This window comes from Bradyrhizobium altum (assembly GCF_020889705.1).
Taxonomy (GTDB): Bacteria; Pseudomonadota; Alphaproteobacteria; order Rhizobiales; family Xanthobacteraceae; genus Bradyrhizobium; species Bradyrhizobium altum.
In genome coordinates this window covers 1-868 of sequence record NZ_JACMYP010000584.1, presented here as the reverse complement: position 1 = coordinate 868, position 868 = coordinate 1, and the positions used below count along the sequence as shown (strand labels likewise).

Here is an 868-nt window from a genome sequence, read left to right as displayed (position 1 = left end):
CCCGGCTGAATGCCTCGCGCGTGTCGTTCGAGCCCGGTGCGCGCACCGCCTGGCACACCCATCCGCTCGGACAGACGCTGTACGTGATATCAGGCATCGGCCGCGTGCAGGCCACGGGCGGGCCGATCCGTGAAATCCGCCCCGGCGATGTCGTCTGGATACCGCCGAACGAGAAGCATTGGCACGGCGCTTCGCCCGACAACAGCATGACCCACATCGCCATGCAGGAGGCGCTCGACGGCGTCTATTCGACCTGGATGGAACACGTCACCGACGAGGAATACAACGGCAAGGTCGGCTGACGCGCTGCTGCTGGCTACAAGAAAAAAGCCCCGCTGATCGAGCGGGGCTTTTTGATTCCGGGCCGCGATTTCGCGTCGATCAATTCACCCGCGTCCAGGTCTGGCCGCCACAGAACATGCCGCCGAACGCGCAACCCTGGACACACAGCGTGTCCGGGCTCTTCAGTGCGATGGTGGAATCGTAGGTGCTGCCGCTGTTCGGATCGAAGATGCGGCCGCTCCACTTGTCCTTGCCCGGCTTCATGTTGATCAGAACCTGCTCGCCGTTGGCGTTCGATTTCTTGTCGACCGAGTAACCGCAGAGATTGGCGCCGCATTGCTCGATGCGGACCTTGCCTTCCTTCTCTTCCGTCAGCCAGACGCCGAGCGGCGAGTTGGCCTGTTGCATGGGGTTCGCTGCCGGCTTGGGCGCAGGCGATACGGCGCCGACCGTTGGCGCTGAGGTCGGCTTTGCCGCCGCCGGCGCGGCGCTTTGCTGCACAACTGGCGGCGCCGGTGGTGGCGGCGGCGTGGTCGCTGCCGTAGCCGGAGGTGGCGCAACGCTCGTGTTCGCGGGCTCTGTCGTT

At 65.2% G+C, this 868-nt stretch carries 2 protein-coding genes; one reads left to right on the top strand and one right to left on the bottom strand.

Annotation, left to right across the window (positions count from 1 at the left end; translation table 11 throughout):
- Positions 1 to 302 (top strand): (R)-mandelonitrile lyase (locus H8B02_RS47530; protein WP_229172554.1); only part of this gene is annotated, 302 nt, incomplete at its 5' end.
- 79 nt (positions 303 to 381) lie between these two features.
- Here H8B02_RS47530 and H8B02_RS47525 read toward each other — a convergent pair.
- On the bottom strand, positions 382 to 868 hold a 487-nt coding region (locus H8B02_RS47525), incomplete at its 5' end, for a DUF2147 domain-containing protein (RefSeq protein WP_229172553.1).